The sequence below is a fragment of the Massilia sp. Masssp93 genome, assembly GCF_059491295.1.
Genome location: NZ_CP168502.1, coordinates 3657397 through 3683751, shown reverse-complemented (window position 1 = coordinate 3683751; position 26355 = coordinate 3657397). Strand labels below are relative to the sequence as shown.

Annotated in this window: 21 protein-coding genes; 17 read left to right on the top strand and 4 right to left on the bottom strand. The window is 68.6% G+C overall.

Features of this window, described 5'->3' with window-relative positions; all coding sequences use genetic code 11:
- Positions 1-222: 222 nt before the first annotated feature.
- Both ACEN9Q_RS14810 and ACEN9Q_RS14805 read left to right on the top strand, forming a co-directional pair.
- On the top strand, positions 223-1827 hold the full coding sequence (locus ACEN9Q_RS14810) for an alpha-L-fucosidase (protein WP_495625117.1): 1605 nt from the start codon (positions 223-225) through the stop codon (positions 1825-1827).
- 87 nt (positions 1828-1914) lie between these two features.
- Positions 1915-3558, top strand: a complete 1644-nt coding sequence (locus tag ACEN9Q_RS14805; protein ID WP_495625116.1) for a rhamnogalacturonidase — start codon at positions 1915-1917, stop codon at positions 3556-3558.
- 155 nt (positions 3559-3713) lie between these two features.
- Here ACEN9Q_RS14805 and ACEN9Q_RS14800 read toward each other — a convergent pair whose 3' ends face one another.
- The 4 genes from ACEN9Q_RS14800 to ACEN9Q_RS14785 all read right to left on the bottom strand — a co-directional run bounded on the left by ACEN9Q_RS14800 (position 3714) and on the right by ACEN9Q_RS14785 (position 10371).
- Positions 3714-4955: a metal-dependent hydrolase gene (locus tag ACEN9Q_RS14800; protein WP_495625115.1), complete on the bottom strand. Its 1242-nt coding sequence runs from the start codon at positions 4953-4955 to the stop codon at positions 3714-3716.
- Positions 4956-5005: 50 nt separating this feature from the next.
- Entirely contained in the window at positions 5006-5596 is a 591-nt protein-coding gene (locus ACEN9Q_RS14795; RefSeq protein ID WP_495625114.1) for a 4'-phosphopantetheinyl transferase superfamily protein, read from the bottom strand.
- On the bottom strand, positions 5596-9621 hold the full coding sequence (locus ACEN9Q_RS14790) for a Pls/PosA family non-ribosomal peptide synthetase (protein WP_495625113.1): 4026 nt from the start codon (positions 9619-9621) through the stop codon (positions 5596-5598). The genes ACEN9Q_RS14795 and ACEN9Q_RS14790 overlap by 1 nt, the downstream gene beginning before the upstream one ends.
- 351 nt (positions 9622-9972) lie before the next feature.
- Positions 9973-10371, bottom strand: coding sequence for a TraR/DksA family transcriptional regulator (locus ACEN9Q_RS14785; RefSeq protein ID WP_495625112.1), 399 nt, complete (start codon positions 10369-10371; stop codon positions 9973-9975).
- A gap of 262 nt (positions 10372-10633) precedes the next feature.
- Between ACEN9Q_RS14785 and ACEN9Q_RS14780 the strand changes: the two genes are divergently transcribed.
- From ACEN9Q_RS14780 to ACEN9Q_RS14710, 15 genes are all read left to right on the top strand, one after another.
- The gene (locus tag ACEN9Q_RS14780) at positions 10634-11260 is read left to right on the top strand and encodes a TorD/DmsD family molecular chaperone (RefSeq protein WP_495625111.1); all 627 of its coding nucleotides are present in this window, start codon (positions 10634-10636) and stop codon (positions 11258-11260) included.
- Positions 11257-11481, top strand: coding sequence for a formate dehydrogenase (locus ACEN9Q_RS14775; RefSeq protein ID WP_229412563.1), 225 nt, complete (start codon positions 11257-11259; stop codon positions 11479-11481). Before ACEN9Q_RS14780 ends, ACEN9Q_RS14775 begins: the two co-directional genes overlap by 4 nt.
- 52 nt (positions 11482-11533) lie before the next feature.
- A complete protein-coding gene (locus ACEN9Q_RS14770) occupies positions 11534-14353 on the top strand; it encodes a formate dehydrogenase subunit alpha (RefSeq protein WP_056435978.1) in 2820 nt (939 codons plus the stop codon).
- Between the two features lie 295 nt (positions 14354-14648).
- Positions 14649-15329 carry a formate dehydrogenase FDH3 subunit beta gene (gene fdh3B, locus ACEN9Q_RS14765; protein WP_056435976.1) on the top strand — a complete coding sequence of 227 codons (681 nt, stop codon included), beginning with the start codon at positions 14649-14651 and terminating at the stop codon, positions 15327-15329.
- Positions 15326-15538: a hypothetical protein gene (locus ACEN9Q_RS14760; protein ID WP_056435973.1), complete on the top strand. Its 213-nt coding sequence runs from the start codon at positions 15326-15328 to the stop codon at positions 15536-15538. The genes fdh3B and ACEN9Q_RS14760 overlap by 4 nt, the downstream gene beginning before the upstream one ends.
- Before the next feature lie 12 nt (positions 15539-15550).
- Positions 15551-16645, top strand: a complete 1095-nt coding sequence (locus ACEN9Q_RS14755; protein WP_495625110.1) for a formate dehydrogenase subunit gamma — start codon at positions 15551-15553, stop codon at positions 16643-16645.
- Positions 16646-16655: 10 nt separating this feature from the next.
- A complete protein-coding gene (locus tag ACEN9Q_RS14750) occupies positions 16656-17087 on the top strand; it encodes a hypothetical protein (protein WP_495625109.1) in 432 nt (143 codons plus the stop codon).
- 1 nt (position 17088) lies between these two features.
- Positions 17089-17559, top strand: coding sequence for a hypothetical protein (locus ACEN9Q_RS14745; RefSeq protein ID WP_495625108.1), 471 nt, complete (start codon positions 17089-17091; stop codon positions 17557-17559).
- On the top strand, positions 17556-17996 hold the full coding sequence (locus ACEN9Q_RS14740) for a DUF3305 domain-containing protein (protein WP_056435962.1): 441 nt from the start codon (positions 17556-17558) through the stop codon (positions 17994-17996). Before ACEN9Q_RS14745 ends, ACEN9Q_RS14740 begins: the two co-directional genes overlap by 4 nt.
- A gap of 7 nt (positions 17997-18003) precedes the next feature.
- Positions 18004-18519, top strand: coding sequence for a DUF3306 domain-containing protein (locus ACEN9Q_RS14735; protein ID WP_495625107.1), 516 nt, complete (start codon positions 18004-18006; stop codon positions 18517-18519).
- A 12-nt stretch (positions 18520-18531) separates the two neighbouring features.
- The gene (locus ACEN9Q_RS14730) at positions 18532-20217 is read left to right on the top strand and encodes a 4Fe-4S binding protein (protein WP_495625106.1); all 1686 of its coding nucleotides are present in this window, start codon (positions 18532-18534) and stop codon (positions 20215-20217) included.
- A gap of 93 nt (positions 20218-20310) precedes the next feature.
- Positions 20311-21981 (top strand): AMP-binding protein, encoded by a 1671-nt coding sequence (locus ACEN9Q_RS14725; protein WP_495625105.1) that lies wholly within the window; start codon positions 20311-20313, stop codon positions 21979-21981.
- Between the two features lie 263 nt (positions 21982-22244).
- A complete protein-coding gene (locus ACEN9Q_RS14720) occupies positions 22245-22811 on the top strand; it encodes an SET domain-containing protein (protein ID WP_056435940.1) in 567 nt (188 codons plus the stop codon).
- Positions 22812-22984: 173 nt separating this feature from the next.
- A complete protein-coding gene (pncB, locus tag ACEN9Q_RS14715; RefSeq protein ID WP_495625104.1) occupies positions 22985-24172 on the top strand; it encodes a nicotinate phosphoribosyltransferase in 1188 nt (395 codons plus the stop codon).
- A gap of 289 nt (positions 24173-24461) precedes the next feature.
- Positions 24462-26354: a TOL_0244 family TonB-dependent receptor gene (locus ACEN9Q_RS14710; RefSeq protein WP_495625103.1), complete on the top strand. Its 1893-nt coding sequence runs from the start codon at positions 24462-24464 to the stop codon at positions 26352-26354.
- Position 26355 lies beyond the last annotated feature (1 nt).

The window sequence follows — 26355 nt, the reverse complement described above, 5'->3', positions numbered from 1 at the left end:
TCACGGACCGTATCTTTTAAGCCACTGCTGGGACGGTCGTCCTCGAAGCCCTGACGCGCCAGTGTGAATATTCTGCTGAGTTGAGTCAGGCGTGCCCGATGAACTGCACGCCTGGGCCCGGTTTACGCCTTGATTGTATTTAATATATACTACACAGTGCGCGAGCCGCCGCCAGCGGTCTGAACTTGATTTCGAAGCGCCGATACACACACGGGAGCGAGTTTGAAACGACGACAATTACTGAAGCATTTGGGCGCGGCGGTTCCCGCCGTCGCCCTGTCGCCTTATGCGCGCGCCGCCGACGCCCTGACGCAAACCGGTACGGGCACGATCGCGGCCGGCCCGTTCGCGCCGACCTGGGATTCGTTGTCGACCTACCAGACGCCGGACTGGTTCCGCGACGCCAAGTTCGGCATCTGGGCCCACTGGGGCCCGCAGTGCGAACCGGAACATGGCGACTGGTATGCGCGCGGCATGTACGTGGAAGGCAGCGATCACTATCGCTACCATGTGCAGAAGTACGGCCACCCGTCCAAATTCGGCTTCAAGGATGTGATCCACCTGTGGAAGGGGGAGCGCTGGGATCCGGACGCCCTGCTGGCCCTTTACAAGAAGGCCGGGGCAAAATATTTCATGGCGCTGGCCAACCATCACGACAACCTCGACCTGTACAACAGCCGCTACCAGCCCGAGTGGAATTCCACCAGGGTCGGTCCGGGCAAGGACTTGATCGGCGGCTGGAGCCGCGCGGCGCGCGCCAACGGCATGCGTTTCGGCGTGAGCGTGCATGCGGCGCGCACCTGGACCTGGTTCGAGGATGCGCAGGGCGCCGACAAGAGCGGTCCCTACGCCGGCATCGCCTATGACGGCAAGTCGACCCGCGCCGACGGCAAGGGCACGTGGTGGGAAGGGATGGATCCGCAGGCGCTGTACGCGCAAAACCATGTTCGGGGCGTCCCCATTCCGGACCAGGCATACTGCGAGAAATTCTTCAACCGTACGCGCGACCTGATCGACAACTATGATCCGGACATCGTGTATTACGACGATGCCGTGCTGCCCTTGTTCCCGTTTAGCGACGCCGGCTTGCGCCTGACGGCACACATGTATAACCGCAGCATCGCCAAGAAGGGCCGGAACGAGGCCGTGGTCAACGGCAAAATCCTCAATGAACAGCAGCGCCGCAGCATGGTGTGGGACATCGAGCGCGGCCAGAGCCACCAGATCGAGCCGCTGCCATGGCAGACCTGCACCTGCATCGGCAACTGGCACTACGACCGGCGGCTGTACGAGCGCAAGGGCTACAAGAGTGCGCAGACGGTGGTGCATACGCTGATCGACGTGGTCAGCAAGAACGGCAACCTGCTGCTGAGCGTACCGGTGCGCGGCAACGGCACCATCGACGAGCAGGAGCGCGCCATCGTCGAGGAAATCGGGCGCTGGATGGCGGTCAACGGCGAGGCCATCTACGACACCCGCCCCTGGGCCATGTACGGCGAAGGGCCGGTGGCGCTGGAGGGGGCCACGTCGAAGACGGGCGCCAGCTTCAACGAGGGTAAGGGCAAGCCGTTCTCGGCGGACGATGTGCGCTTCACCGCCAAGGGCAAGACCGTGTTCGCCTTCATCATGGGCTGGCCGGCATCGGGCAAGGTGTCGATCGCGGCCCTGGGCAGCGCCAGCGCGCACCTGGCCGGGCGCATCCGGCGGGTCGAGCTGCTCGGCGCCAAGGGTGCGCTGGCGTTCGAACAAACCGCACAGGGTTTGCAGGTCACGCTGCCGGCCGACATCCCCGCCCTGGCTTACGCCAACGCCTTGAAAATTTCTTGAGGAAAACGGCATGAACACCGCGGCCTGCGTGCTTGCCGCATCGATGGCAACCCCGGTGCTGGCGCAGCCGGCGGCGCCGGCCATGCCGTGCTGCGGCGCGGCGACGTTTTGACCGTGCGGCCCCGAAAAACCAAAGGATTAGACATGTTACCTGCACGCAGAAATTTCCTGACACGGGCCGTTGCGCTCGCTTCCGTACTCCCGGCGTGCGCGCTGGCGGCGCCGCCCATACCAACGAGCTCGCTGTTCGACGTCAAGCGCTTCGGCGCCAAGGGTGATGGCCGCACGCTCGACTCGCCGGCGGTCAATGCTGCCATCGCTGCCGCCGCGGCCGCGGGCGGGGGCACGGTGTATTTCCCGCCGGGGCGCTACCTGTCGGCGTCGATCAGGCTCAAGAGCAACATCACGCTCTACCTGGAGGCGGGCGCGGTGATCGAAGCGGTCGACGCGAGCGTGGCGCGCTACGATCCGCCCGAGCCGAACGAGGCCGGCGGCAACTATCAGGACTACGGCCACAGCCACTGGCAAAACAGCCTGATCTGGGGTATCGGCCTGGACCACGTGGCCATCGTGGGCGGCGGCTTAATCCATGGCAAAGGCCTGAATAGCGGTCACGACAAGTACACCGGCAACTACACCGACAAGCCGGACCAGCCCGGCGAAGGCGACAAGGCGATCGCGCTGCGCGAGTGCCGGAACGTGACCTTGCGCGATTTTTCGATCTTGCATGGCGGCCATTTCGGCATACTGGCGACCGGTTGCTCCAATATGCTGATCGACCACCTGACCATCGACACCAACCGCGACGGCATGGACATCGACGCGTGCAGCAATGTGCGCGTCACGAATTGCAGCCTGAATACGCCCTGGGACGATGCGATTTGCCTCAAGGCCAGCTACGGCCTGGGCCGCATCCAGCACTGCGAAAACATCACGATCTCCGATTGCATGGTATCGGGAAATTTCGACGAGGGCAGCCTGCTCGATGGCACGTTCAAGCGCAGCACGCCGGATTACCGCTCGGGGCTATACGGCCGCATCAAGCTGGGCACCGAATCGAATGGCGACTTCAAGAACATCACGATCACCAACTGCATTTTCGACACGTGCCGCGGCCTGGCGATCGAGAGCGTGGACGGTTCGCACATCGAGGACGTGTCGATTTCCAACATCACGATGCGCAACGTGGTGAACGATCCGATCTTCATACGCTTGGGCGCGCGCCTGCGCGGACCGAACAAGCCGGCGGTGGGCACCATCAAGCGCATCAATATCAGCAATATTGTCGTCTCCGGTGCGTACCGCAATCACGCCAGCACCATTGCCGGGCTGCCGGGGCATCCGATCGAGGACATTCGCATCAGTAATGTGCAGATAGAAACGCAGGGTGGCGGGGATGCGGCCTGGAGCGCGCTGGTGCCGCCCGAACTTCCCGGTGGGTATCCGGAGCCGGGCATGTTCGGCAAGGCGCCGGCGTATGCGTTCTACCTGCGTCACGTGAAGGCAATCGAGGTTCATCACGTCAAGGTCGGCTACGTCCAGCCCGAGGGGCGAACCGCGGTCGTGCTGGACGATGTCAGCGATGCCAGCTTCCATGCCGTCAATCTGCAGCGCGGGCAAGGCGGGGCGGCGCTGTTCGCGCTGCGCGACGTCAGCCAGTTCTCCGCCAAGGACGTGCGCGGCATGCCGGACCGCGAGGTCACGGGGCATGTGAATGCGCTGACATTGTAGATACCGGGACGACAGAGGGACTCGCGGCCGGCCGGTCGCTGTGTTTGTTCCCGGTTCTCGCGCCAGTACCGCGTCCACCTATGGCTAACGTCTGGTTCGGGCCGGTAACGAGCGGCCGGACGGCATGATCGCCCGGCGCTTGCACGATGCGCAGCTCAAGGCTGCCGCAACAGGTCGCCACGGGGATACCCCCAGCCCGGCACGGCATGCGGACAGGGCGCCGACGCGAGCCCGGCATAGTCGATCGTCGAGAAATTGGGACTGCCAGGCGGGCTCCAGCGCGCATCCGTGGCCGTCGTTTCCGCGACCGACGGCGCGCGCGCGAAACGCATCCAGGCGTCGAAGTGGCAGTTGGCCTGTTGCAGCCAGCGCAGGTGCGCCAGGCTGTCGCGCTCGTCGCTTTGCCAGGCCAGCCCGGGGTCGCGACCCATGGCCCGGCCGGCGATCGGCGCGGGGCAGGCCGCGGCCCGGCTGACGCCCGGGGCGATGCTGAGCAGGCCGCGGCGCAGGTGGTAACTGGCGTGCGCGGCATCGGTCGCCACCGTCACGAACGACCAGCACAGCGGATTGGCGGGATAGGCGGACAGGGCGGTGTCGAGCAGGCGCTCGCCCGGGTCCAGGCGCGCAATCGCCGTCGCGATGGTGTCACGCGCCGTGTGCATGGCGACGGCCTGGACGGCGACGAAGGCGAGCGACGCGACCAGCCCGGCGGCGAGCGCCGCGCGCGCGCGTGCGCCGCCGGGCCGCCGCGCCTGCCCGCGCGCGATCCACGCGAGCACGCCCGCCAGTGCCAGCAGGCCCGCAAGCGAACCCCACTGCAGGAAACCGGCGAACGTCACGCCGGCGGGCACGGCCACCAGCAGCGCCAGCAGCAGGCCGCGCGGCACGCGTGCGCGCACCATCAGGGCGAGCGGGATGCCGAACGCGATCCAGAACACGGGCTCGACGATGAAGATGAGGTCGCCGTAATACCAGCGCGCATCGAACGGCCAGAACGGATGCACGCCGTAGACGTTGAGCCCGTCCATCGCGATGTGCAGCAGCAGCCCGGCGCCGGTCGCGACGAGGGCCGCCAGGCGCGCGCCGCGGCTGGTGCGCAGCAGGCCGCGCGCGGCCGGCCACAGCAGCCAGACGAGGCCCAGCAGCAGCGCGGCTTCAGCGAGCGCGCCCACCAAGGTGTGCGTATGGCCGCGGTGGTGCAGCAGATAGCCCAGCGGCGCTTCGAGCAGGCGCGTCAGCACGAGATCCAGGTCGGGGAAATTGCTGGCGAGGCAGCCGATGGTCAACAACATGCGCGTGCGTACGCGCTGGGCGTCGGGCAGGGGCTCTGGCGCCACGCTGCGGTCGACCAGCGCGCCGATGCCGAGACCGACGAGGGAGTGGGTAAGATTGTCCATGCTGCAATCTTACCCAAATCGCAAGCCGGAAGCGGGCGCGTGGAGGCGGATCAGTCCGGTGGCAGCGCCACGCTGCCCACGTAACCGTCCGGCACCGCCAGCGGCCAACAGGCGCATGCGGCCAGGCGTGCATCGTCGTCGGCGCGCCATTCCGCCAGCGCCAGGCCGCGGCACTTGAGGCGCGCCTCGCGCACGCTCCACGCGCGCGCGAACGCGGCGGCGCGCGCGGGCGCGGGCATGCGGGCGAGCGCCGCCGCGCACGCGGGGCCGAGGTAGTCGCGGGCGACGGCTTGCCAGTCCGGGACGTCCGTCACGCACATCAGGTCGATGCCGACGGCGCCCCCGCCAAGGCGCACGGCCGCCACCGAGAGGTCGCCGTCGTGGCTGATCGACAGCGCGACGCGCCGGCCGTCGCCGAGCAGCGCATACGGCGCTTCGCCCGGCGCGCCGCACAGCCGGACGCGATCCGGCGGCAGCGCGCCCGCTGCCGCCAGCGCCGCCAGCACGGCGGCGCGGATCGTCCGGCGCGCCGTGGCGCGGTCCGGCTGGCCGCGCACGCCGACGACGTGCACGGGCCCGATGCCAGCAGGCGCCTCGCCGAACCCGCCATCCGCCCACCAGCGCACGGGCAGAACGTCCATCACACCCGCTGCGGCGCCGCCGGCAAGCCGTCCCAGGCGGTCGCGGCCGGGATGTGCTCGCCCTTCATGACGAGGGTCAGCGGGCCGAGGCGGGCATTGTCGCCCACCTTCGCGCTGTACAGCACGGCGCTGCGCGGTCCCATGTAGACCTTGCTGCCGATGTCGACGTGGTCGATCTTCATCACCCGGTCCTCGAACAGGTGCGTCTGCGGGCAGGACAGCGCGTTCAGTTCGCTGTGGTCGCCGATCGTCACGCAATCGAATTCCGTGATGTCCGTCGTGTCCATGTAGACGCCGCGGCCGATGCGGCAGCCGAGCAGGTTGAACGCGATGGGCAGCCACGGCGTGCCGCGCAGGTAGCGCATGAAATTGGGCACGGCGATGCCTTCGTACATATTCGTCACGCCTTCGGACAGCCACACGAACGGCGTCCACATCGGTTCCGCGCGCTTTTCATAGCGGCCCAGCAGCAGCCATTTGAAGGCGAGCACGAAGACGTAGTTGCCGATGCCGTAGGCGAGGCCGACGAGGGCCAGGTCCCAGATCACTTCGCTCCAGCGGCCCGCGCCGGCGATCGGCATCAGGTCCAGCACGACCGTGTAGCCGACGGCGATGACGACGGCGTGCGGCGCGACGATGCGGAAGGCTTCGACGAGCGCGCGGCCGAGGCGGCGCGTCGCGGACGGGCGGTAGGTCAGGTGTTCCGGATAGCCGCTGACCTGTTCGCGCGCCGGCAGGTGGATCGGCGGCGAACCGAGCCACGTGTCGCCGCCCGTCATGCGTTCGTTCGCCGGCGCGTGCGTGTGCACGCCCACGAGCACGCCCTCCGGCAGCACGGTGCCGTCCGGGATGTAGCTGCCGTTGCCCACGAAGCTGCGATTGGAGACGACCGTCGCCTCCATCGTCATCCAGCCGCCGTCGATCTGCTCGTCGCCCAGCATGACGGCGTCGGCGATGAACGTCTCGTCGCCCAGGGTCAGCATGTCGGGCACGACGCCCAGCGCCGTCGAGATCTCGGCGTCGCGGCCGACCTTGGCGCCCAGCAGGCGGTACCAGAACGGCGCGAACACGGTCGCGTAGATGCCGTGCAGGACGTTCAGACTCGATTCCTGGATATGGCTCACGAGCCATTTCTTGCAATACGCGTTGCTGTGCACGGCCGAGCGGCCCGGCATCATGCGCGGCAGGAAGCCCCAGCGGATGGCGGCCGACACGAGCATCGTCAACGCGATCAGCACGGCGGAGGCCGGCAAGGCCAGCACGAAATAGCGCAACAGCTGGCCCTGGATCGAATTCTGCGCCAGCACGGGCAGCGTGCCCCGTTCGTCGAACCAGTCGATCAGCACGAAGCTCGGAAAGACGGGCATGAAGAACAGCGTGGCGACGAGCAGCATGCCGAACACGAAGAACAGGCCTTCGCCCATCAGGCGGGCGCGGCTGACGGACGGGCGCGGCGGCAGCGTGGACGGATCGAACGCGCCGGCGTCGCGCGCGGGCGAGCCGCTCCACACGCGCCCGTCGGGCACGGCGGCGCCGTCCGGCAGCGCGGACTGGCCTTCCAGGTGGCCGCGCCGGCCCACGCGGGTATTGCCTTCCAGGATCGCGTACGACGACACGCAGGCGTCGTCGTCGAGGGCGATCGCGCCGAGCAGCAGGCGGCCCCGTTCCACGCGCGCGTTCTCGAAGTTGACGGCATTGCCGATGCTGACGTTGTCGCCGATGGCGAGCAGGTCCGGCGCGCGGATCGTCAGCGAGCCGATCACGACATCGTGCCCGACCTTCGCGCCGAGCATGCGCAGATACCAGCCGTACAGCGACGAGCCGGCCAGCAGATAGGTCGGGGCGGCCTCGACGAGACGGTCGGCCAGCCACCAGCGGAAATAGGTCGTGCCCCATAACGGATAGTTGCCCGGCTTGAGGCGGCCCGCGACGAGCCATTTGCCGGCGACCGCGACGGCGAATTCGAGCAAGGTCGCGAGCAGGAACACGACGATCGACAGGGCGATGGCGCGCGGCACCGAATCGCCCGGGTCGCCCGTGAAGAAGTGGTAGGTGAAGAACGGTGCCAGCCACTGGGCCATCCGCAGCGTGATCAGTACGGGGACGGTCGCCAGCTGGGCCGCGCCGCACAGCCAGCGGCGTGCGCTGGCGGGCGGCGTCCAGTCGGGGAGGGCGGCCGTAGTGCCGGCGGCCTGGTCGAGGCTTGACGCGATGGCGCCGACCTGGCGCTGCGAATAAATGTCGCGCACCGTCACGTGGGCAAAGCGCGGATCGGCCCGCAGCGCCGTCGCCAGGCGGGCGGCGAAGAACGAGTGGCCGCCGAGGTCGCTGAAGAAATCCAGCTCGCGCCGGATCGGCTGGCCCGGGAACAGCTTGCCCAGCGCCGCGAACAGCGCTTCCTCGCCCGGCGTCTCCGCGACGTCGGATTCGGCCGGATCGCTCGGCAGCGGCGCCGACAGGGCCATCGCCTTCAGCGCCTTGCGGTCGATCTTGCCGGACGTCAGGCGCGGCATCACGGACAGTGTCTCGAACCGGCTCGGCACCATGTACGGCGGCAGCTTGCCGGACAGCGCGCGGCGCAGGGTCGCCGGCGCCAATTGTTCGTCCGTCGCGCCGGCGGCCGGCACGAGGTAGGCGACGAGGCGGTCGATGCCGTCATCCTTGCGCAGCAGCACGGCCGTCGTGCCGACACCTGCCTGCTGGGCAAGCTGGACCTCGATTTCGCCCAGTTCCACGCGGAAGCCGCGGATCTTGACCTGGTCGTCCGTGCGGCCCAGGCACACGACCTGGCCGTCCGGTTCGATGCGGGCGAGGTCGCCCGTGCGGTACAGGCGCGGGTCGTCCGGGCCCGCGCTCCACGGGTTCGCGAGGAATTTCTCGGCCGTCAGGTCGGGGCGGCCGAGGTAGCCGGCCGACAGGCCCGGGCCGATGATGCACAGCTCGCCCGTGTCGCCGCGCGGCAGCAGTTGCAAGCCCTTGTCCGTCTCGGTGTGGATGACGAGCAGGCCATAGTTCGGCAGCGGCTTGCCGATCGTGATCAGCCGTCCCGGTTCCAGCCGCGCGAGGCTGGCCGACACGGTCGCCTCGGTGGGGCCGTAGGTGTTGAACATCTGCCGGCCCGGCCTGGAAAAGCGCTCGACCACGGTCTCCGGGCACATTTCTCCGCCCAGGTTGATGATGCGCAGGCTCGGCACGTCGTCGGCGAACAGCGCGAGCAAGGTCGGCACGGCGTGCAGCACGGTGACGCCGTTCTCCGCCAGCAGGCGCGGCAGGGCTTCCGGGTCGCCGGCCGTTTCCTTGGGACCGAGGAACAAGGTGGCGCCGACGAGGTAGGAAATCCAGATTTCCTCGAACGACATGTCGAACGCGACGGAAAAGCCCTGATACACGCGGTCGGCGGCCGTCACGCCCAGCACTTCGTTTTCGCTGCGCAGGAAGTGGCAGATGCTGCGCTGGTCGATCAGGATGCCTTTCGGCTTGCCCGTCGAGCCCGACGTGTAGATGACGTAGGCCGGCGCGTCGCCCGGCACGGCACCGCGCCGGCGCAGCTGGTAACCGTCGGGCGCGGGCGCGAGCAGCGCCTCCGCCGTGTGGATGGGCTGGGTGACGGCACCGAGGCGGTCGCGCATCCGCTCGCTGCTGACGAGGGCCGGCGAGCCGGCGTCGTCCATGCACACGAGGAGGCGTTCGACGGGCGTGTCCTCGTCGACGGGCAGCCAGGCGGCGCCGGCCTTGGCGATGGCGGCCTGCATCACGAGCAGGTCGATGCCGCGCGGCATCCACAAGCCGACGATGGCGCCGGGCTGGATGCCGGCGTCGATCAGGCGCGACGCGGCCAGGCTGGCTTGCTCGTCGAGCTCGCGATACGTCAGGCGGCGGTCGCCCGCGATGAGGGCGGGGTGGTCGGGCGTGCGGCGTGCGCTGGCCTCCAGCAGGTCGGCCAGGATTTCGTCGCGCAACAGTTCGGGTTGGTGCGGACCGTAGAGGACATCGGGATGCCGTGTCAGAGGAGAGATATCGTTCATCAACGGCGACTTTGGGATTTCGAGAGGTTTATTATCAAGGCAAAAACGGCGGTTCTGGCGGTCACGTGCGCGCAGCGTACCGCATTTTAACGGTCGGGCGGCGCGTCTGTTTTTCTGCTGAAGTTCTGCTGAAGAACCGGTCGGCAGGGCTCACGACATCGTCCGCCGCCCGGATATACCGGCGGCGGCGTTCGCTGACCTGTGGCAAACGCGGCAGGCCGGCGATCGGTGGACAGGACGCATCAAAAAATCGCCGCAAGAACGGCGATTTCCACGGAATGCAGTCCCCATGCAGGCGGGACAGCTGTCAGCGGTGTCCGGGCCCGGCCGCCGGCCGGCCGCGCATATCGCTTACATGCTTGGCCCGCGTCCCGTGCGGCGTTCGTGTTCGATCCGCTCCTGGCATGCGACGCATGTCTGCACCGTCGGCGTGGCGAGCAGGCGCGCTTCCGGGATCTCGCGGCCGCACGACACGCACACGCCGATCGCGCCCGATTCCAGGCGCCCGATGGCGGCGTCGATCTCGTGCAGCAGATCGGAATCGTGCTCGGCCCGGTGCTCCTCGTTATGGCTGAGCATCTCGGCGGTCGGGGCGTCGTCGTTCTGCCCCATGTGGGCGGTGGGCGAGATCGCCGGGCGGTCGTCCGTGTCGCCATCCGTGCGCGCACGCACGGCGGCCTGCACGTCCGCGCGGCTCTTGCGCAGGCGCTTGCCGAGTTCCTCATGGAGTTGGGGTGAGATTGGCGGCATGGTCATCGTCCTGTTCGTTGTCTGGATGCTTCCGCACTCTAATCCATAACGACGGGACCGCGCGCCGGCTTGCCGGCCGCCGCGCCGGGCGTTCACGCCATCGGATTCGCTGCGCCGTCCTGGCAGCCGTCAAGCGTGCGCGCCCTCGCGTTGTCAAGGACTACACTTCCCATGAAAATTTGCTAACGGGAGAATTATGTCGGCCGAGCAGGATTCAGCGTTATCCGGATTGCATGACGGCGACGTCCCCGACGGTGTTCCCGTGCCTCCGCCGCTGGCCGGCGAAGACCAGGCCCGCGCCGACTTCTACGGCCTGTTCGCGCATCTGCTGCTGGCTCCGCCCAATGCGGCGCTGCTGGCGGCGCTGGCCGCCGCCGAGCCGATCGCGGCCGCGGGCGAGTTCGCCCTCGAGGACGCGTGGCTCAAGCTCACGCAGGCCGCCGCCGCCGTCGATGCGGCCGCCGCCCACGACGAATTCGCGGCCATGTTCATCAGCACCGGCACGCCGCCGCTGAATCCGTACGCCTCCGTCTACCTGACGGGCCACCTGAACGACGCGCCGCTGGCCGGCCTGCGCCACGATCTGGCGCGCCTCGGCCTGGCGCGTGCGCGCGGCGTGGGCGAATCCGAGGACCACCTGGGCGCCCTGTGCGAGACGATGCGCGTGCTGATCCAGGGCGGCCCCGGCATGCCGGCGCGCGGGCTCGACGCGCAGAAGGCCTTTTTCGAAGCGCATCTGCGGCCCTGGTACGCGGCCTGCCTGGCCGACGTCGCCGCCAGCCCGGATGCGAATTTCTACCGGGTCGTGGCGGGCGTCGTCGACGCCTTCCTGTCGATCGAAGCCCAGGCCTTCGCCGTGCTCGACGCCGCCGACCCGATCGCCGCATGAGGACGACCATGGACAAGGACACCGACCCGCACCCCGATCCGGCCCGCCGCAGCTTCCTGAGGGCGGCCCCGCTGGGTGCGCTGGCGATCGCCGCCGCCGCGCGTGCGCGTGCGCCCGACGCACCTGCGGCACCGGCCGCGCCGGCGGCGCCGCGGCAATCGCAGGGCTATCACGAGACCGAACATATCCGGCGCTACTACCGCACCGCGGCGTATTGGTAGACGAACCGGTGGACGAACCGGCAGACGAACCGGCAGACGAGAGGAGACAGGCATGACCCTGGTGAGACAATCGCGCGACGGCGGACTGAAACGGCGCCGCTTCCTCGTCGGCGCGGGCGTGACGGCCGGCGCCGGCGCCCTCGCGCGCCATCTGCCGCTGAACGTGATCCGACCCGCGACGGCGGCGGACCCCGTGCCGGCGCAAGCGCACACGGAGGTCAGGCACACCGTGTGCAGCCACTGTTCCGTGGGCTGCTCGGTGGAGGCCGTCGTCAGCAACGGCGTGTGGGTCCGCCAGGAACCGGCGTTCGATTCGCCGCTCAACATGGGCGCGCACTGCGCCAAGGGGGCGTCGGTGCGCGAGCACGGCTTCGGCGAGCACCGCCTGCGCTATCCGATGAAGCTCGTGAACGGCAAGTACGAGCGCATCACGTGGGACCAGGCCGTGGGCGAGATCGGCGACCGGCTGCTGAAGCTGCGCGCGCAGTCCGGGCCGGATGCGCTGATGGTGATCGGCAGCTCGAAGCACAACAACGAGCAATCGTACCTGCTGCGCAAATGGGTGTCGATGTGGGGCAGTAACAACTGCGACCACCAGGCCCGCATCTGCCACTCGACGACCGTGGCCGGCGTCGCCCAGACCTATGGCTACGGCGCGATGACGAATTCGTTCAACGACCTCCATTACAGCAAGGCCGTGCTGTTCATCGGCTCGAACCCGGCGGAGGCGCACCCGATCTCGATGCTGCACTTCCTGCACGCGAAGGAACTGGGCGCGAAGATGATCGTCGTCGACCCGCGTTTCACGCGCACGGCGCGCTTCGCCCATCACTACGTGCGTATCCGGCCCGGCACCGACATCGCGTTCGTGTGGGGCCTGCTGTGGCACATCTTCAGCAACGGCTGGGAAGACAAGGCATTCATCGCCGCGCGCACCCACGGCATGGACGACGTGCGCAAGGAGGTCGCCAAGTGGACGCCGGACAAGGTGACCGACGTGACCGGTATCCCGGAAGCGTCGGTGCGCATGGCGGCCGAGATGCTGGCGACGAACCGGCCGTCGTCCGTCGTCTGGTGCATGGGCATCACGCAGCACCACGTGGGCACGGCGAACGTGCGCGCGCTGTCGATCCTGCAGCTCGCGCTGGGCAATATCGGCGTGCAGGGCGGCGGCGCCAACATCTATCGCGGCCACGACAACGTGCAGGGCGCCACCGACATCGGCCCGAACGGCGATTCGCTGCCCGGCTACTACGGCATCGCGGAAGGCGCGTGGAAGCACTTCGCCACCGTGTGGGGCGTCGATTACGACTGGATCAAGTCGCGCTTCGGCTCGAAGGAGCTGATGGAAAAGCCGGGCATCACGGTGTCGCGCTGGTTCGACGCGGTGCTCGAGGATAACCAGTACGTCGACCAGCCGACCAACCTGCGCGCCGTGTTCTACTGGGGCCACGCGCCGAACAGCCAGACGCGCCTGCCCGACATGAAGGCGGCGATGCAGAAGCTCGACTTCATGGTCGTCATCGATCCGTATCCGAGCATGACGGCCGCGATGCACGGCCGCTCGGACGGCGTCTACCTGCTGCCGGCCGCGTCGCAGTTCGAGACGCAGGGCTCGGTGACGGCGTCGAACCGGTCGATCCAGTGGCGCGAGCGCGTGATCCAGCCGCTGTTCGAGTGCAAGACCGACCACGAGATCATGTACCTGTTCGCGCGCAAGCTGGGCTTCGGCGAGCAGCTCGTCAAGAACATCAAGGTCGTCAACAACGAACCCGTCATCGAAGACATCCTCCGCGAGATCAACCGCTCGTGCTGGACCATCGGCTACACGGGATGTTCGCCCGAGCGCCTCAAGCTGCACATGGAGCACAAGCGCGACTTCAATCCGACGACGCTGCTCGCCGAAACCGGTCCGTGCAAGGGCGATTACTACGGCCTGCCGTGGCCGTGCTGGGGCACGCCGGAGATGAAGCATCCCGGCACGCCGATCCTGTACGACCTGCACAAATCGGTGGCGGAGGGCGGCCTGCCGTTCCGCGCCAACTGGGGCGTGGAGCACAACGGCGAGCCTTTGCTGGCGGCCGACGGCTCGTTCACGAAGGACAGCGAGATCGACACGGGTTATCCGGAATTCGACCACGTGTTCCTGAAAAAGCTGGGCTGGTGGGCCGAGCTGACGCCGGAAGAACAGGCGCAGGCCGAGGGCAAGAACTGGAAGACGGACCTGTCGGGCGGGATCATCCGCGTCGTCATCGCGCACGGCTGCGCGCCGTACGGCAATGCGCGCGCGCGCTGCAACGTGTGGAATTTCCCGGACCCCGTGCCCGTGCACCGCGAGCCGATCGTCACGCCGCGGCGCGACCTGGTCGCGAAGTACCCGACCTACGACGACAAGGCCGCGTTCTGGCGCCTGCCGACCTTGTACAAGTCGGTGCAGGAAGTCGATTTTGCGAAGGACTACCCGCTGATCATGACGTCCGGCCGCCTCGTCGAATTCGAGGGCGGCGGCGACGAGACGCGCTCGAACCCGTGGCTGGCCGAACTGCAGCAGAACATGTTCTGCGAAGTGAACCCGGCGGACGCCGCGCAGATCGGCGTGAAGGTGGGCGACTTCATGTGGGTCGAGACGCCGACCGGCGCGCGCCTCAGGCTGATGGCGATGGTCACGCCGCGCGTGCCGGAGGGCCTCGTGTGGATGCCGTTCCACTTCGGCGGCTGGTGGATGGGCGAGGACCTGGAAAAGCATTATCCGGAGGGCGGCGCGCCCGCCGTGCGCGGCGAGGCCGTGAACACCGGGTGGACGTACGGGTATGACGCGGTGACGATGATGCAGGAGACGAAGGTGTCTTTATGTCGCTTGGTACGCGCGTAGGGTGGGCGGCCCTCCGCCCACGCGCGGCGCCAACATACCGCGAACGTCTGACAACGAATGCATCAACGACGAACACATAAATACCGTCGTTCCCGCGCAAACAACGTCGTTCCCGCGCAGGCGGGAACCCAAGTTCGGGCGCAACGGAACGCTTGCAAAATTGGGCCCCCGCCTGCGCGGGGGCGACGGGAGAGCGCCGGGGCGACGGGAGAGCGCCGGGGCGACGGGAGAGCGCGGGGGCGACGGGAGCGCGCGCGGCGACGTGGGAGAGCGCGGGAGCGACGAGGAGAGTGATATGGCAAGAATGAAGTTCATCTGCGACACCGAGCGCTGCATCGACTGCAACGGCTGCGTGACCGCCTGCAAGAACGAGAACGAGACCCCGTGGGGCGTCAACCGGCGCCGCGTCGTCACCATCAACGACGGCGTGCCGGGCGAGCGCTCGATCTCGGTCGCGTGCATGCATTGCAGCGACGCGCCGTGCCTGGCCGTCTGCCCGGTCAACTGCATCTACCACACGGAAGACGGCATTGTCCTGCACGACAAGGACCAGTGCATCGGCTGCGGCTACTGCTATTACGCGTGCCCGTTCGGCGCGCCGCAGTTCCCGTCCACCGGCCTGTTCAACCACCGCGGCAAGATGGACAAGTGCACGTTCTGTGCCGGCGGGCCGGAGCCCGACACGTCCGAGGCCGAATTCAAGAAGTACGGCCGCAACCGCATCGCCGAAGGCAAGCTGCCCGCGTGCGCGGAGATGTGCGGCACGAAGGCGCTGATCGGCGGCGACGCGACCGTCATCGCGGACATCTACCGCCAGCGCGTCGAGACGCGCGGCTACGGCCCGGAGCTGTGGGGCTGGAAGATCGCCTACGGCAAGCCGAAGCGGGGCGGCGACATCAAGGCGACGGGCGACGGCCCGCGCGAGAACCAGAATCTCAAGGATACGCAGAACGACCCGGGGAGGCTGCCGACATGAGACGCCTCCTCGCCTTGTGCCTGCCCTTGCTGCTGCTGACGGGCTGCCTGGAAGTCGACCAGCATCCGGACTGGGTGCACGGCATGTACGCCGGGAAGAAGGACGACCGCCCGATGCACCGGCTCTTCCACGACGACAAGCTGTCGTGGTGGGGCGCGATCGGCAACCGCAACATGAAGCAGAACGAATACAACCGGGCCAACCCGTAACAGGAGCCGACCATGTCCTTCACCCTTCCATCAGCGCGGACGCTGTGGGGCTTGTTCCTCGGGCTGTGGCTGATCGGCGCCGCCCACGCCGCCGTCCCGAACAACCGCGCCGAACCGGCGTACGCCGAGGAACAGACCATCCTGCAGGCCGAGCAGGATACGCGTGCGCCCGAGCCGGGACTGGCGTCGTCGAGCTCCGGGCGCGTGCACATCGACCGCCACTACCTCGGCCAGTACGGCTCCAGGGAAGGCACCGTCATCGTCCAGCGCGGCGGCAACCAGTGGCGCACGTGGCGCAACGGGCCGTTCGCCACGGCGATGGGGACGGTCCTCGTCGTCGTGCTGGTCGCGATCTTCCTGTTCTACCGTGCCGTCGGCCCGGCGCGCGTCGAGGCGCCCGAGACGGGCCGGCGCATCCGCCGCTTCACGAGCTGGGAGCGCGGCGTGCACTGGGCCACGGCGATCAGCTTCATCGTCCTCGCCGTGACGGGCCTCGTCATCATGTTCGGCAAGAAGATCCTGCTGCCGCTCGTCGGGCACGACGTGTTCGCCGCCATCGCCTACGTCTTCAAATACCTGCACAACTTCACGGGGCCGCTGTTCATCGTGTGTTCCGTGCTGATGTTCTTCACCTTCCTGCACCGGAACTTCTTCCGCCGCATCGACTGGCGCTGGGTCAGGCAGGGCGGCGGGATCGTGGCGCACACGCACGTGCCGGCGGGGTTCTTCAACGCCGGCGAGAAGGCGTGGTTCTGGCTGGGCGTGACCCTGCTGGGCCTCGTGATGTCGATCAGCGGCCTCGTACTGGACTTCGTCGATTTCGGCCAGACCCGCTACGTGCTGCAGGTGGCGAACTATCTGCACATCGCCGGCGCCACGTTCTACATCGCCGCGGCCATGGGCCACATCTACATCGGCACGTGGGGCACGCCGGGCGCGTACGAGGCGATGCGGCACGGGACCGTCGACGAATCGTGGGCCAAGGCGCACCATGCCGTGTGGTACGAGGAAGTGCAGGCCGGCGTCGCGCCGGGCACGTTCGACGACCGCCTGCCGCCGGACCAGCGCCCGCCCACCGGCAATCCGCCGCCGCGGCCGGCGCACTGAGGGGACAGCGATGAAGCCGACGACGACGATCGTGGCGCTGGCCGTGCTGCTGGCCGCGACGGCCTGCAAGCAGCACGGCGACAACGCCCAGCGCAAGACGAAATTCCCCGGCATGGTGACGGCCGACGGCGGCACCAGCGGCCAGGTGATGGCCGCGCATGCCGGCCCCAAGACGGACGCCGGCTATGCGGGCGGCACGCCGGGCATCGCGGGCGGCAGCGGCGGCAACACGGCCGGCGCGGCGATGGGCGGTTCCGTGCGCGAGACGGGCCAGGGCCCCAGCCAGGGCGTGACCCCGCCAGGCGGCGCCGGCACCCAGGGCACGACGCAGACGCAGCCGGGAGACAACGGCAGGCCGGCCGCGCCGACGCCGGCCGAGGTGGGGCCGCAGCCGGGGGCCGTCAACCGCGATCCCAACCATTCCGCGGCGCCGGGGCGATGACATGGACACGATGAACCCCATGAACCGGATGAACAGGATCGCTGCCGCGCTGGCGCTCGTTCTCGCCGCCACCACGGCCCACGCCGCGCTGCCGGCGCCGACGCCCGCGCAGCAGCAGGCCGCCGCCGCCAAGAAGGCAAAGGCGGACGCCCAGGCCGCGCGGGCCAAGCAGGCGCTCGCCGCGTCGATGGACGCCGTCGCGGCCCGCTGGCGCACCCGCGCCGCGGCGCAGGGCTGGAAGGCGCATGCGCCGGTCGCGATTGCCGCCGCCGCGCCGGCCGCCGCCCCCGCGGCCCCGGCCGGACAACCGGACGGCAAGCTGACGCCCGCCGGCGCCGCGGCCCCGATCAAGAGCGAGAAACTGGGCACGGCGCCGCCCAGCACGGATGTCAAGGCCGGCCCGACGAAGGCCGAACCGGCCGGCACGCCGCCCACCGTCCAGAAAGGCACGCCGAAGGTGCACAACCAATGAAGATGGGATCCATGCCGATCGCCGTGCTGATGCAGCGGCGCACCGTCCAGCACCGCTGGGCCGACGAAGCGTGGGAAGCCGTCGGCGTCGTGCCCGACCGCGGCGACCTGCCGCCCCTGCGCGTGCTGAGCGAGTCGCCCGAGCGCGACTACTACCTCGTCTCCGGTCTCGAACTGGAACTCTATCCGGACGAGAACGAGGGCTATTACGAGAACTGCGTCGCGCCCGAATCGAAGGTATTCGTGCTGTGGCGCATGCAGGACGGCCGCGCGATGCCGGTGCGGGCGTCGGTCAGCTACGTCGAGGGCACGCGCATGTTCGACTCGGGCGAGCACGCGGACGGCGTGACGATGCCGGCCGAGGTCTACGCCTGGCTCGCGGGCTACCTGCGCGAGCACTACCAGCCCAGGCCGCGCCGCGGCCGCCAGCACGGATGACGGGACCATGACGGAACGTGCCGTGCCGGACGAAGGCTTCCTGCGCCGCTGGGCGCGCCGCAAGACCGAAGCGCGGGGGGAACCGGCGCCGGTCGCGGCCAGCGGGGCGGCCGCGTTGCCCGCGGCAGCCGGCGTGGCCGCAGCGCCGGCGGCCGATATCGCCTCCGCGCCCGTGCCGCTGCCGACGATGGACGACGTCGCCCGCCTGACCGGCGACTCCGATTTCTCCGCCTTCGTCGCGCGCGGCGTCGACGCGGCCGTGCGCCGCACGGCGCTCAAGAAATTGTTCGCCGACCCGCACTTCAATACGATGGACCGGCTCGACGTCTACATCGACGATTACACGAAGCCGAGTCCCGTGTCCGAAACGATGCTCGCGTCGCTCGAGCATGCGAAGCGGCTGTTCCGGCGCGCCGTCGATGCGGACGATGACGCCGACAATGACGCGGCCGGCGCCGACGATCCCGGCGCCGACCTCCCGGCCGTGGCGGACCACACCGATAACACCGACAACACCACCTGAAACCGAGACACGATGAATATCCGCTTGATCGAAGGGCAGGGCGTCCCCCTCGACCCCGTCCAGGACGAACGCGACCGCGTCGCCCGCCGCGCCGCACTCGATGCGCTGGCCGGCATCCCGTCCCCTGAACCGTTGGACACGGTCGGCTACCGGTCGGCCGGGCGCACGCTCGTCGTCGGCACGCGCGCGGACGCGCTGCCGTGGGCGGAGCGCGTCGCGGCCGTGCTGCCCGTGACCGTCGTGTTGCTTGACGAAGACGGCGACGGCGGCGACTGGGCGCCGCGCCTGTTCCCCGTGTTCGCAGCGCGCGCGCTCGTCGTGACGGGCTGGCTCGGCGCGTTCGACGCGACGTGGCAGACAGGCGGCAGCACGCCGGAACACGCGCTCTTCGACCTCGTGCTCGACCTGGGCGCGACGCCGCGGATCGCGACGCACCAGCGACCGCACGGCTATTACGCGCCGGGCCCGGACGCGGCCGCGCGCCAGGCCGCCGCCGCCGAACTGGCCGACATGGTGGGCGAGTTCGAGAAGCCGAAATACTTCGCCTACAAGGAGCGCCTGTGCGCCCATGGCCGCAACCGCAAGAGCGGCTGCAATGCCTGCATCGAGATCTGCTCGGCCGGCGCCATCGCCGGCGCGGGCGACCTGGTCGCCGTGAACCCCTACCTGTGCGCCGGATGCGGCGCGTGCACGACCGTCTGCCCGACCGGGGCGCTGGGCTATGCCTACCCGAGCGCGGCGCACACGGGCATGCGCATCAAGGCGCTGCTCGCCGCCTTCGCGCAGGCGGGCGGGCGCGAGCCGGTGCTGCTCGTGCACGGTGCGGAGGGCGCGGCGCTGCTCGCGCAATGCGATGCCGTGCCGGGACGCGTGCTGCCGCTGGGCGTGCATCACACGGCGTCGGCGGGCATCGATCTGTGGCTCGCGGCGCTGGCCTGGGGCGCGGCCGGCGTTACCGTCTTGACGACGGATGCCGAGGCGCCGCAGTACGCGGCGGCGCTCGACGAGCAGGCGGCCGTCGCGCAGGCGATCATGACGGGCCTCGGCTATGCGGGGTCGCACCTGCAGCTGCTGCGCGTGACCGGTGCGGACGAACTGGCGCTCGCCTTGCGACACGCGCCGCGCGGCGAGGTGCCGGCGCGGCGTGCCGGCTTCAACGTCGCGGCGGACAAGCGCAACACGCTCGACTACGCGCTCGAGCACCTGCTGCGCGAGGCGCCGCGGCCGGCCGACGAGATCGCGCTGGCCGCCGGCAGTCCGTTCGGCGCGCTGGATGTCGATGCGTCCAAATGCAGCCTGTGCATGGCGTGCGTGGGCGCGTGTCCGGCGTCCGCCCTGCAGGACGGGCAGAACGCGCCGCAGCTGCGCTTCATCGAAAAGAACTGCGTGCAGTGCGGGCTCTGTGCCACGACGTGTCCGGAAGACGCGATCCGGCTCGTGCCGCGGCTGTCGCTGCGCGAATCGCGCAAGCAGCCCGTCGTGCTGAACGAAACGCAGCCGTTCCACTGCATCCGCTGCCAGAAGCCGTTCGGCACGGTGCGCATGGTCGAGAGCATGCTGGCGCGCCTTGCGGGCCACCCGGCCTTCGCGGGCCACCTCGACCGCATGCGCATGTGCGGCGACTGCCGCGTGATCAACATGATGACGCCCAGCGACGAGCAGACCATCGACCAGGCGCACGAGCTGCGCCGGCGCTGACGGCGCGTCGTCCCTTTGCGGCTCGGGCGTGGCAGAATGGGCGCGGGTGCTCACGAGGCGCCCGTGCCGCAACCACGACAAAGGAGACGACCGATGGCATCCCCGTACGAGCGCTTCATCCGCGCGCGCGACTTCCTGCAACGGCATCGCACCGATTACGCGACGGCCTACCGCGATTACCGCCAGCCCGAGCTCGACGAATTCAACTGGGCCCTCGACTATTTCGACGCGCAGGCCAGGGACAACGCCACGCCCGCGCTGTGGGTCGTGGACGAAGACGGCAGCGAGCGCAAGATCGGCTACGCCGAGATGGCGGCGCGCTCCAGCCAGGTCGCGAACTGGCTGCGCGCCTGCGGCGTGCGGCGCGGCGACCGCGTGCTCCTGATGCTGCCGAACCGTGTCGAGCTGTGGGAGATCATGCTGGCGGGGATCAAGCTCGGGGCCGTGCTCGTGCCCACGACGATGCTCGTGTCCAGCACCGATCTGCAGGACCGCCTGCAGCGGGGCCGCGTGCGCCACGTGATCGCCCAGGCGTCGGAAACGCACAAGTTCGCGGACCTGCCCGGCGATTACACGCGCATCGGCGTCGGCCCCGGCGCGGGCGTCGCCGGCTGGCGCGACTATGCGGACAGCGCGGCGGCCCCCGCGGCGTTCGCGCCGGACGGCGTCACGCGCGCCACCGATCCGCTGCTGCTGTACTTCACGTCCGGCACGACGGCGAAACCCAAGCTGGTGCTGCACAGCCAGCAGAGTTATCCGGTGGGCCATCTGTCGACGATGTACTGGATCGGCCTGCGTCCCGGCGACGTCCACTGGAACATCAGCTCGCCCGGCTGGGCGAAGCACGCGTGGAGCTGCTTCTTCGCGCCGTGGAACGCGGGCGCCACCGTGTTCGTCTACAACTACGAGCGCTTTTCCACGCGCGCCTGCCTGGACACGATCGTGCGCTGCGGCGTGACGTCGCTGTGCGCGCCGCCGACCGTGTGGCGCATGATGATCAAGGAAGACCTCGCGCAATGGCGGCCGCCGCTGCGCGAACTGGTCGGGGCGGGCGAGCCGCTGAATCCGGAAGTCATCGAGCAGGTCGAGCGCGCGTGGGGTATCCGCATCCGCGACGGCTTCGGCCAGTCCGAGACCACGTGCCAGATCGGCAATTCGCCGGGCCAGCCCGTCAAGCCGGGATCGATGGGCCGGCCGCTGCCCGGCTACCGCGTGGCGCTGCTCGACATCGACGATGAGCCTGCCGCGGAAGGCGAGATCGCGCTGGACCTCGACCCGGCCCCGCTGGGCCTGATGCTGTGCTACGAGAACGACGAGGCGAAAACGCGCGACGTGATGCGCGGCGGGCGCTATCACACGGGCGACACGGCGCGCGTGGACGAAGACGGCTATTATTTTTACGTGGGCCGCAACGACGATGTGTTCAAGTCGTCCGACTACCGCATCAGTCCATTCGAGCTGGAGAGCGTGCTGATCGAGCACCCGGACGTGCTGGAAGCGGCCATCGTCCCGAGTCCGGACCCGGTGCGGCTGGCCGTGCCGAAGGCGTTCATCGCGCTGCGTCCGGGCGTGGAACCGACGCCCGAACTGGCCGCCGCCATCTTCGCCTTCGCGCGCGACCGGCTGGCGCCGTACCAGCGCATCCGCCGCATCGCGTTCACGGAACTCCCGAAGACCATCTCCGGCAAGATCCGCCGCGTCGAGCTGCGCAAGGCCGAGGCGCGCGGCGACCACGCCGCCACCGAGTTCCGCGAGGAGCATTGAGCCCGGGGGGCTCAATGCGAGCCCGCGGGCCTCAATGCGAGCCCGCGGCGCTCAATGCGAGCCCGCGGCGCTCAATGCGGGCCTGGCGGGCTCAATGCGAGCCCGGGGCGCTCAATGCGAGCCCACGGGCCTCAATGCGAGCCCGCGACCGACCCGGCGGCGCCGACACGGACCCGACAACACGGTAAGATGGTGGCGTGCGGCAGCCCTGCCGCGATCCGATCAATAATAAGTCCGTGTCCCCCAACCGAAACGCCGAGCCAATGAGCACCTCCGTCCGACCGTCCCCCTCGAAGCAGACCACAAGCAAGGCGGCCGACAAGGCCGTGCAGCCCGGCAAGACGAAGCCGGCCCGGCCGGCCATCTGCGAGGTCCGAAAATCGCCCGTGCACGGCAACGGCGTGTTCGCGCTGCGTCCGATCGGCGCCGGCGAGCGCATCATCGAGTACCGCGGCGAACGCATCACGTGGGACGAAGCGACGCGCCGCGCCGCCGAACGGGGCGGCCCGGTCAATCACACGTTCTATTTCAGCCTCGCCGACGGCAACGTGATCGACGGCGGCCGGCGCGGCAACGACGCCCGCTGGATCAACCACGCCTGCGATCCCAACTGCGAAGCCTACGAAGAAGACGGCCGCGTGTACATCCACGCGCTGCACGACATCGCCGCGGGCGAGGAACTGAACTACAACTATGCGCTGGTCTACGACGAGCGCCATACGCCGGCGCTGAAACGCCTGTTCGCCTGCCGCTGCGGCACGCCGGCCTGCACGGGCACGATGCTGGCGCCGAAGAAGCGCAGCCGCAAGGCCGCCGGCGCTACGACCTGAGGCAACCGCCGCAACCCTACGGACGAACCCGACACCACCGACAACACCGATAACATCGACGCCACCGATGCCGCCGCCGACTCGGACGCCGACGCCGACGCCGCCACCGAATACCGAATACCGAATACCGACAACATCAACGACACCGACAATCGCGACCCGCCGAACCGCCCATGAAACCAGTCGTCCAAAGCCTGCTCGAAACCGATCTCTATAAATTCACCATGTGGCAGGCCCTGCTGCACATGCACCCGAACGCCACCGGCGAATACGAGTTCAAGTGCCGCAATACCCCGGCCTATCCGCTGGCCGAACTGAAAGAAGAAGTCGAACGCGAGTTGGACCATCTGTGCACGCTGATGTTCAGCGAGGACGACATCGAATACATGAGGTCCCTGCGGTTCATCAAAAGCGACTTCGCCGACTTCCTCACGCTGTTCCGTTTCCAGCGCAAATTCATCCACGTCGAAACGGACGGTCCGCACCTGCGCATCCGCGCGAGCGGACCGATCGTGCACGTGATGGGCTTCGAAATTTTCGTGCTGTACATCGTCAACGAACTGTATTTCCGCCGCTTCAACCGGCAGGCCGCGCTGGTCGTGGCGCGCGAGCGGCTCGCGCAGAAAATCGCCGAGTTCCGCGCCTTCGAGCAGGAACCGAAGCGCGCCAATCCGTTCGAGTTCTTCGATTTCGGCGTACGCCGCCGCTTCTCGGGCGACTGGCATGAGGAAGTCGTCGCCACGCTGGCGCGCGAGCTGCCGCAATTCTTCAAGGGCACGTCGAACGTCTACCTCGCGAAGAAGTTCAACCTGGTGCCGATCGGCACGATGGCGCATGAATACATGCAGGCGTTCCAGTCCTTCGACGTGCGCCTGCGCGATTTCCAGAAAAAGGCGCTGGAAGACTGGGTGCAGGAATACCGCGGCGACCTGGGCACGGCGCTGACGGACGTCGTCGGCATGGACGCCTTCCTGCGCGACTTCGACCTGTATTTCGCCAAGCTGTTCGACGGCCTGCGCCACGATTCCGGCGATCCGGTCGAGTGGGGCGAAAAAGCCATCGCCCACTACGCCAAGCTGCGCATCGACGCCCGCACCAAGCGGCTCGTGTTCTCGGACGCGCTCACCGTGCCGAAGGCGCTCAGCCTGTACCGCCACTTCGCCGACCGCGTCATGACGGGCTTCGGCATCGGCACCAAGCTGACCAACGACACGCAATTCGAGCCGCTGAACATCGTCATGAAGCTCACGCGCTGCAACGGCCAACCCGTGGCCAAGCTGTCCGACAGCCCCGGCAAGGGGTTCAGCACGGACGAGACCTTCATCGCCTACCTGCGCCAGGTGTTCGACCAGCGCATCTGAACGGTTTCCGCCGGCTGCCGGCGCTCACGTTGTCGCATCGCTGCCACGGCCTCTCTGTCGGTTGTTTCGCGACAAAGAATCGCGTGCATTTTTATTGCATCCGGTCTACTATTGTTTTGACATTGCTCACAGTTTTAACAATTTATCAGGGCATCGCGCGGCCCTGACAGCCACATATACCTGGAGCGCTCGTTTGAAGATGTTCTGGCAACTACATGCATGGCGGGCGGGGTGGTCGCGCGCCAACGCAACACGGCCCGGCGCATGCGTTTCCGGGCTGACCGGCCTGTTGTTGGCAATAGCCGCGCTGCCGTGCCGTGCGTTACCGCAAGGCGCCCAGCTGCTGGACCTCAGTTTCGACCAGCTGGCCGACATCCGCATCACCTCCGTGTCCAAGAACAGCGAGCGCCTGGCGGAGGCGGCCGCCTCCGTGTTCGTGATCACCAGCGACGACCTGCGCCGCAGCGGTGTCGCCAGCCTGCCGGAAGCGTTGCGCCTGGCGCCGAACCTGCAGGTGGTCGAAGCGAGCGCCTATGGCTACACGATCAGCGCGCGCGGTTTCAACAGCAGCGCGGCCAACAAATTGCTGGTGCTGATCGATGGCAGGTCCGTATATACGCCGCTGTTCTCGGGCGTGTTCTGGGACGCGCAGGATGTGATGCTGGAAGATGTCGAGCGCATCGAAGTGATCAGCGGGCCGGGCGGGACGCTGTGGGGAACGAATGCGGTCAACGGCGTCATCAACATCATCACCCGTGCTTCCGGGGACACACAGGGCGGCGTCGCCGTCGCCGGCGCCGGCAACCGCCGGTCCGATGCCGCCGTGCGTTACGGCACGAGGCTGGACAACGGACTGACTTACCGCATCTACGCGAAATACGCCGACCTCAAGCACACGTCGCTGGCGACGGGCGGCCCCATCGACGACGCCGCCTACCATGCGCAGGCGGGTTTCCGGGCCGACTGGCGGCGGGGCGCCGACCAGTTCACCGTGCAAGGCGACGCCTACCACGGCACCGAGAACCAGCCCCTGCCGGGCATGATCGCGATCTCCGGCATCCAGTTCGCGCTGGGTCCGATCACGCTGGCCGGCGCCAATCTCAACGCCCGCTGGGAGCGCCAGCTGGACGGCGGCGGCCACCTCGGCCTGCATGTGGTCGAGGACCACACCGAACGCACCGTGCCGCCGACCTTCGGCGAGGTGCTCGATATCGTCGATGTCCAGTTCCAGCACAACCTGGCGCCGATCGGCATGCATGCGCTGGTGTGGGGCGCGGGGTATCGTTACAGCATCGATCGGGTCCGCAACAGCCGCTACGTCGCCTTCCTGCCGGCGGACCTGAACCAGAACTGGGTCAGCCTGTTCGCCCAGGACGAGCTGGCGCTGCGTTCCGACCTGCGCCTGACCGTCGGCACCCGCCTCGAACGCAACGGCTACACCGGCATGGAAGTGTTGCCCAACGCCCGGCTGGCCTGGACGCCGGCGCCCGGCCACGCATTCTGGGGCGCGCTGTCGCGCACCGTGCGCGCGCCGTCGCGCTTCGATCGCGACATCTACGTGCCGGGCGCGCCGCCGTTCCTGCTCGACGGCGGATCGACCGTGAAGTCCGAGTCGGCCCGGGTCGCGGAACTCGGCTATCGCGGCCAGCCCACCGCGACGCTGTCGTATTCGGTCACGGCCTTCCATGCCCGCTACGACGACCTGCGCACGCAGGAAGTCGCGGCCAGCCGCACCTATGTTTATTACGCCAACAAGATGGAGGGCAGCACCAACGGCATCGAGATGTGGGGCACCTGGCAGGCCATGCCGCACCTGCGCCTGAACGCGGGGATGAACGCGCTGCACGAGGGACTCCGATTGAAACCCGGCAGCAACGACGCCGGGTCCCCCGCGACGGCCGGCCTGGACCCCGCGCACAAATGGCTGCTGCGCTCGTCGCTGGACCTGGACGGGCAGAGCTCGCTCGATTGCACGCTGAGCCGCGTGGCCGCGCTGTCCAACCCGGAGGTGCCGGCCTACACCAGCGTGGACGTGCGTTATGGCTGGCGGCCGCGGCCGGACTGGGAATTGTCGATCGCCGCGCAGCACCTGAACGGGGGCGGACATGCGGAATTTACCGCGGCGGCGACGCGCAGCGACTTCGGCCGCGGCGTCTACGCCAAAGCCGTCCACCGCTTTTGAG